This is a genomic window from Asticcacaulis sp. (assembly GCF_027484505.1).
GTDB lineage: Bacteria > Pseudomonadota > Alphaproteobacteria > Caulobacterales > Caulobacteraceae > Asticcacaulis.
Genome location: NZ_JAIXSV010000069.1, coordinates 1 through 6,071, shown reverse-complemented (window position 1 = coordinate 6,071; position 6,071 = coordinate 1). Strand labels below are relative to the sequence as shown.

General features: G+C 60.9%; 9 protein-coding genes. 4 read left to right on the top strand and 5 right to left on the bottom strand.

From position 1 onward, the window contains the following. Positions 1-103: 103 nt before the first annotated feature. Together Q0072_RS04085 and Q0072_RS04080 are read left to right on the top strand one after the other, a co-directional pair. Positions 104-292: a hypothetical protein gene (locus tag Q0072_RS04085; protein ID WP_298326115.1), complete on the top strand. Its 189-nt coding sequence runs from the start codon at positions 104-106 to the stop codon at positions 290-292. Positions 293-783: 491 nt separating this feature from the next. Next, positions 784-1,137 (top strand): ribbon-helix-helix domain-containing protein, encoded by a 354-nt coding sequence (locus Q0072_RS04080; protein ID WP_298326112.1) that lies wholly within the window; start codon positions 784-786, stop codon positions 1,135-1,137. A gap of 265 nt (positions 1,138-1,402) precedes the next feature. Here the strand turns inward: Q0072_RS04080 and Q0072_RS04075 are convergent, their stop codons facing one another. From Q0072_RS04075 to Q0072_RS04065, 3 genes are all read right to left on the bottom strand, one after another. Next, positions 1,403-2,341: an SOS response-associated peptidase gene (locus Q0072_RS04075; RefSeq protein ID WP_298326117.1), complete on the bottom strand. Its 939-nt coding sequence runs from the start codon at positions 2,339-2,341 to the stop codon at positions 1,403-1,405. Positions 2,342-2,484: 143 nt separating this feature from the next. After that, positions 2,485-2,628, bottom strand: coding sequence for a hypothetical protein (locus Q0072_RS04070; protein WP_298326108.1), 144 nt, complete (start codon positions 2,626-2,628; stop codon positions 2,485-2,487). A gap of 327 nt (positions 2,629-2,955) precedes the next feature. Beyond that, positions 2,956-3,276 carry a DUF736 domain-containing protein gene (locus tag Q0072_RS04065; protein ID WP_298326105.1) on the bottom strand — a complete coding sequence of 107 codons (321 nt, stop codon included), beginning with the start codon at positions 3,274-3,276 and terminating at the stop codon, positions 2,956-2,958. A gap of 724 nt (positions 3,277-4,000) precedes the next feature. Between Q0072_RS04065 and Q0072_RS04060 the strand changes: the two genes are divergently transcribed. Next, positions 4,001-4,921 (top strand): hypothetical protein, encoded by a 921-nt coding sequence (locus Q0072_RS04060; protein ID WP_298326102.1) that lies wholly within the window; start codon positions 4,001-4,003, stop codon positions 4,919-4,921. Between the two features lie 120 nt (positions 4,922-5,041). After that, complete coding sequence (locus Q0072_RS04055; RefSeq protein WP_298326099.1) at positions 5,042-5,509, top strand: hypothetical protein; 468 nt, start codon at positions 5,042-5,044, stop codon at positions 5,507-5,509. A 13-nt stretch (positions 5,510-5,522) separates the two neighbouring features. On the opposite strand, the gene Q0072_RS04050 is transcribed toward Q0072_RS04055, so the two are convergent. Further along, positions 5,523-5,813 carry a hypothetical protein gene (locus Q0072_RS04050; protein ID WP_298326096.1) on the bottom strand — a complete coding sequence of 97 codons (291 nt, stop codon included), beginning with the start codon at positions 5,811-5,813 and terminating at the stop codon, positions 5,523-5,525. Further along, the gene (locus Q0072_RS04045) at positions 5,801-6,019 is read right to left on the bottom strand and encodes a hypothetical protein (RefSeq protein ID WP_298326093.1); all 219 of its coding nucleotides are present in this window, start codon (positions 6,017-6,019) and stop codon (positions 5,801-5,803) included. The genes Q0072_RS04050 and Q0072_RS04045 overlap by 13 nt, the downstream gene beginning before the upstream one ends. Positions 6,020-6,071 lie beyond the last annotated feature (52 nt).

Below are 6,071 nucleotides of genomic sequence, written 5' to 3'. Positions count from 1 at the left end.
GGAGATCGGCTGGATCGACCTGGCGCATGTGTCTGTATCTGGTTGGTGCGAGGTCCCGGACATGACGCCCGATCCCTGGGCCTGAGCAGCACTGGAAGTCTGGATGCCGCTGCATGAGCGCCAGGTCGCCATCAATGTGGGTGATTACCCAGCCTCTGCCGGCACGCGGGTCGCGCTCGTTCAAGATGTCGACGACATCGCCAACCGCGAGAGGAAACCGAATATCCAGCAGCAACGAAAGCACCATCAACTAGAGAACACCAACACGATTACTATAACAAAACACCAATAAAGAGAGAAGCAATTAAAAACCTCAAGAAAAGTAATATTACCTAACAACTTGGCATAACAAATGCTCTCATTTTTGGTGAGCCAGAGCATTTATTTGATGACATTCGAGCGTAGCGAGAAATGACTATCAATGTGGTGTTTGCTTCATTCTCGGAGCCTGCCGTCGCGTGGATTTTAAAGCGCTGGCGGAGAGGGGGGCGGCAAATGGGAAAGGGAGGGTGGCTCGGGTGCGGCTGGCGCGGGGCCGGAGGACCTGCGACGGACGCGGCCGCGCTGCCTGACCGGCATTTGCTGCCCCGCTTTCCGCCAGCGCATCCACGCGAGCGACGGCAGGCGCCGGAAATGACAACGAACATCTCGTCGGGCGTCAGCCCGACACCGCTTCTCAGCACCAACTGGGCAGCGCCGACGAAGAAACTTGGCATCGCGGCCATAGCGTCACGTCTCGCGCTATGATATGTATTTCAAAACAATAACTCTCGTTACAAGACTATGCCGCCGCTCCGCAAGCCAACCCCGTCGTCCTCCCCTCCCCCGGCCCACCCGCTGTTTCAAATCGACCTGACGCAGAAAACGATTATTCGGAATATTTACATTGGCGGTCGGCGAACTTCGTTGCGCCTTGAGCCAGCGTTCTGGGATGCCATTGAGCTGATCGCGGAAACGGAGAAACGGTCACTCACCGAGGCGCTGAACGTGCTGGACGTCAAGCGGGGTGCGGCCTCCCTGACAGGAGCGATCCGGATTTTCTGCGTGAACTATTTCCTCCTCCAGGCCCCATCCCTCCCCGTCACGACGGGTGAGCTGGTGGAGGTGGGGCAGAACCAGGCGGCCGCCAGCGAATAACGCGCGTCCCGCAGGCTGATGGGCACCGACCGGCACTGCGGCCGGGAGCAGCCCCCGTCCGAACCCTACGCGATAGCCCGAGACCCGCTTGCGGGGCTCGGCAGTTCTTAGGGTCTGGCGCGGCCCATAGGCCGCGGTGGACCCTTAGAACTGGTACCGTTCGGACAACCGGCGGCTCCGAAGGAGACACCGGTTGCCCCGCCAAGGCGGGGCGGCCCCCCATACTCCTTGTTGCCTTCTGTGTTTCAGGCCCTGCCCTATCCGACTATTCCGGCAAAGGTTCCAGAAGATCGGGGCTGTTGTTCTTCACGGACCCGACTTTCACATCGACCTTCCAGGCCTGCATCAGTTCGGCCGGCAAGGTCTTCAACACGCTGTCCGGCATCGCGTTCGGAATCTCGCCCAGCCAGGTGGACCAGGCGCTTTCAGGCAGTATCATCGGCATCCGATCATGAACATCCTGGACCAGTTCATTCGGCTTGCCGGTGATGACGGTGAACGAGCGCAGAACCTCGTTTCCGGCCAGCTTCTTCCATTCCCACAAGCCCGCCACCGCGAATGGCTCCCGCCCACGCAGGGCGAAGGCATAGGGCTGTTTGGTGTTCCCCAGCTTCTTCCATTCGTAGAAGGCGTTCATCGGGATCAAACAACGCTGGCCACGCTGGAAGGGCTGTTTGAACATCGGCTTCTCCAGGAGCGTCTCCGCCCTGGCGTTGGTCGGCTGCGGCCCGCGATTGGCCGGATCGGCCCAGGACGGCACCAAGCCCCATTGCAGCAGGTCCAGGTGCCGCGTGCCTTCCTTGGGGTGCAGGCGGACCACCGGCAGGGCCTGGGTGGGCGCGGCGTTGTAATTCGGATCGAAATTGACCAGGGGGTTCGACGTCCCGAACAGGGCCCGCAGATCGCTGGGTGCAGCGGTGATGGCGTATCGTCCGCACATGCTGTCCTCGTACTGGCTCCAGAGGCTTTCACCGGTCAACCATTCATGCACCAGATTGGCGGCACCAATTCCGTGGACAAGGTCCATGCTCTGCGCCTGATGAACATGGGTAATGGCCGCCTGGTCAACGCCCATCCGCCGCAGAACGCCGTCCAGCAATCGTTCGGCGGCGGCCGCCTGCCAGAACAGACGCTCCACCTTATCCTCCAGGGTGCGGATCTCTCGCTCTCCGCCCGCCCCTTCCTTTCCTTCGGCCTGGTCCATGGACGTCACACTGGCAAATGCGGCGTGGTCATGCCGCGGAGCCGTCACCATACGATGTTCTGTTTTTGTTCTCAACCCCACCAAAAGAGCGCAACAACCGCCACCCGCCCAGAAGGAGCAGGTGGCGGCCTGGAAGAGGGGGCTCACCGCCCCCAGCTGGCCTCCAACGCTGAGATCGCTGCGTCCAGGTCCGGGTCGCCCTGTCGGGCCGGGAGGGCCGCCTGCCGGCGGAAAGCCTCGTCGCTGTCGCCGTCGATCAGGATGGTGTCGTTGTCGAAATGGCTCATGGTCTGCTCCATCTGCTGAAGTTGTAGATGGGCAGGCCACCGGGCGGGGGAAGCGGACGGGTCAATGACGCCGAAGGCGCCGCGCAGCGGGGCGTGGGGGAGCCGATTTTGTCGCTTGCGGCAAAATTGGGGGCACCGCGCCTCATTGAGGCGGCCGCTTCCCTCGCTCACACTCCGCCCCTCTGCTGCGCAAGCATTTGCACCCACGCTGACGCCGCGTGCTCCAGTACGGCCGCACTTAGCGTCCAGGATCTGCACGAAGACCTGGCCGGCGCCGGCGGGGTGAGGCGCACGGGGTCGACTTGGCGGCCGACCCCGCGCACCGGGTCAATCGCGTGACCAGATGAGGCACAGGACGTCCTCGTCATCCTGCCCGGGCTGGCGGCCCATGTTGCCGTAGAGCGTCTGGGGCAGCTCGGGCGCGTCGATCTTGAAGGAAAGGTAGGGGGTGCCGTTGGTCCGGGACGTCTTGCGCCAGACCGCACCGGCCTCGAAACCGGTGGAGGCGAAGATGCGGAAGTGGGGGCCATTGGGGCCAGGATTGTCCAGGGGAACGATGTCGATCTCCGCCCGGACGGTGAGGGTCTTGAGGTTGCCGCGATAGCTGCCGTCTTCAGTCTTGCGAATGGTGCCGATGATCGTGGACATGGTGCTTCTCCGGGTTGGGGCGACACCAGCGTCGCCGTGTGCCCCGACGTCATGCGGCAGGATGGCGAATGACCATTGCGTCGTAGCGGGCCGCGCCTGCGCCCCCGCGTGGCTGAAAGCCATGAGAAGGGGTGCGGGCTGGGCCTGACGTGCGACGCGATGGTTGTCCGACAGCAGGGCGCATAGTCGAACAGGGCCACGGCGGCGTCGGTGTCGCCCCAACTAGGCCATGGCCAACCATGCTGACGCTCGGCGCGGCTTGCAGGGGTGATAACGGCCCTTCGGCACGATCCAGACAAACTCGGGTGGGATAAGTCGCCCCGCCGCCGGCGCCCTGACCCAGTCCACCAGGACCGGGTCCGCCACGGTCGTCACCGGCCGACCGACGATAGACGACGACCGACGGCGGCCGATCCCCCCATGAAAGCGCCGCGCCATCCCTCAATACGCTGGACCATAACCTAGTTGCCCGCGGCGAGTGTATCTGTGGCATGTCCTTCGATCAACGGTATGAGTAGGTGGACCACGGCGAACCTTGGACGTCAGCAGACCAGGGCCACCAAGCAGGTCCTGTCCTCTCGCAACCAATTGATAAAAAATAGAAAAGCGAGGAAAAATGCCATTTTTGTCCTATTTTTCCAATGAATGCACAATGACTATTGTTCGTTTTCAGACCTATTGTAGGTTCATGCGAACAGGCATATGGCTAACAACGGTGTTCCAAATGGTCCATAGCGACGCAGCAGAAGAAGCATCGGTTCGGCTGGCCCGCTACCTTTTTGGCTGGTGGGACAGGAATACTGAGTTCGGGGATGAACTATTTGAAATCAGGCCGGTTCAGCGATTTACACAGGCCGTCGACGAGGTACGCCGCGCTGGATCACTTGGACCTGAATGGTTCCATCCGCCTGTTGAGCACTCATCGACAGAGGGCGTTGACCTTCCCTGCGAACGGTTCGCACTCCCTGTCACCCACTGTCTCACTGTTACGGGCCATGCCTATGACGCCGACCAGGGCGATTTTCTCGTGTTGGTGCTGGGCTTCTGTCTCGGCCTGAAACTCACCCCGCAGGGAACCGGACATCTCATGGCCACCCCGTGGAAGGAACGAACTCTGAGCCCATTCTATGCAGATAAACGGGATATCCTCGTGGTTCTGAGACATGCATTGAACTTTTGGCTGTCACAGCCGCCAGAGGTCCGATCCCTCGCATTCTCAGCAATACACTGGCATTTGACGGCGCATTCCTACCGTCAACAGCATGACCGCTTCGCTTGGCAATACACGGTGATGGATAACATCTATAGGCTGGCGTGCCTCACTGATCCGGCGTTCGGCAGCCTCAATAATCGCAATCCACATGGCAGGCGCCCAGGCGTGCTCGGCCAGAAATATGGATCGCCGATGCCGACTGCGTTCGGCGCAGGCGACGCAACTGTCCTCAGCGGCCTTCGCAATGAGCTGATCCATGAAGCGCGGTGGTGTGGTGGGCCGATCGGTTATTCGGTCAGCACGACGGGGCATGATCTGGTTCATGCACTGCAATATTATAACGCTCAGTTGATCTTGGGGTTTCTGGATGTTCGGTGCCGCTTCAGGCAAATGAGCGATCCTATGCAACTCCAGGCCCTGGACATATATTGACCAACGCCACTGTCGCGACCGTTATGCCAGATCCGACCGTACTCTTGCCCTGTCGGCAGTGCCAGTTGCAGGGCTCCCACAGTGCGGTTAGAAGGTTGGCGCTTACCTCTTGGGGGAACCATGAAGCATCTGCTCGTTCTGGCAATCACAGCGACCGCACTGTCCCTGGCCAACCCCGCCTACGGTGGCAGTGAGACAGATGCGGTGCCAGCAGAGCGGGCGCTGCTGAAGGAAGCATGTGAGACCAAGGATAAGCCCGTTCCGACGGCCGGAGCGAAGGTCGACCTTTATGACTACCGCGTGACCGTCTCCGTCTCCCCTGCCATCCATGTGATGATGCAGGACACGGCTTTCGACGGGCCGACCTGGCGGAAGACGCTGGACTGCGAGGGAAGCCGCGCCTTGGCCGCACGCATCACCGGCGGCAAGATCGAGTTACGGTTTCAGGCCCTGGTGCCCTATCCTGATCCGTCGAAGGACCCAAGATATGTCGCCTTCTCGGACACCTTCGCACTGAAGGATCTGAAGAAGGGCGCGATCACGCGCGAGAAGGACGGTGTCTCCTACCGCTTCGACCTCAAGACCTAACTGGTGGAAACGGTCAGCGCGACTGCCGGCGCTGGTTACTATGCGCGACCAGCGCATGCGCCTCCATCCAGCCGTCGGGGGTAAGCTCGTATTTAGTTGGGTCGAACAGGCCCCGACGTGACAAGCCGTACACGGTGCCAGATGCACCCCCGTGCATGGATCGCCCCGACAGATGATGCCAAGGGCGTCCCTCAGCATAGCTGATTAGGGCGGCGACCATGGCCGGTGACAGATCCTGGCGGATAGGCGGGAGATTGCTGGTCATGATCTTTCCGACATTCGGGGATGATTTCAGAAATTCCATGCCTTTGCGCCACGTTCAGCCACGATCTTTCTGGCCTCGCGCTTACCCGATACATACACATCTTCCTCCAGCCAGTGCCTATGACCACCAGCAGAGTGCGCGAACCGCAGCACGCCGACAGGGAGGGCGTTTCCGGCGGCATTTGCCGCATTACGCTCGGCGACCGACACCGCGAAATAGTGCGCTTCCAATAGCAACTGCGGCATGTCTTCCTCACATCCCTAGCGAAGCACCATTGTCGAACGTTCGACAATGATG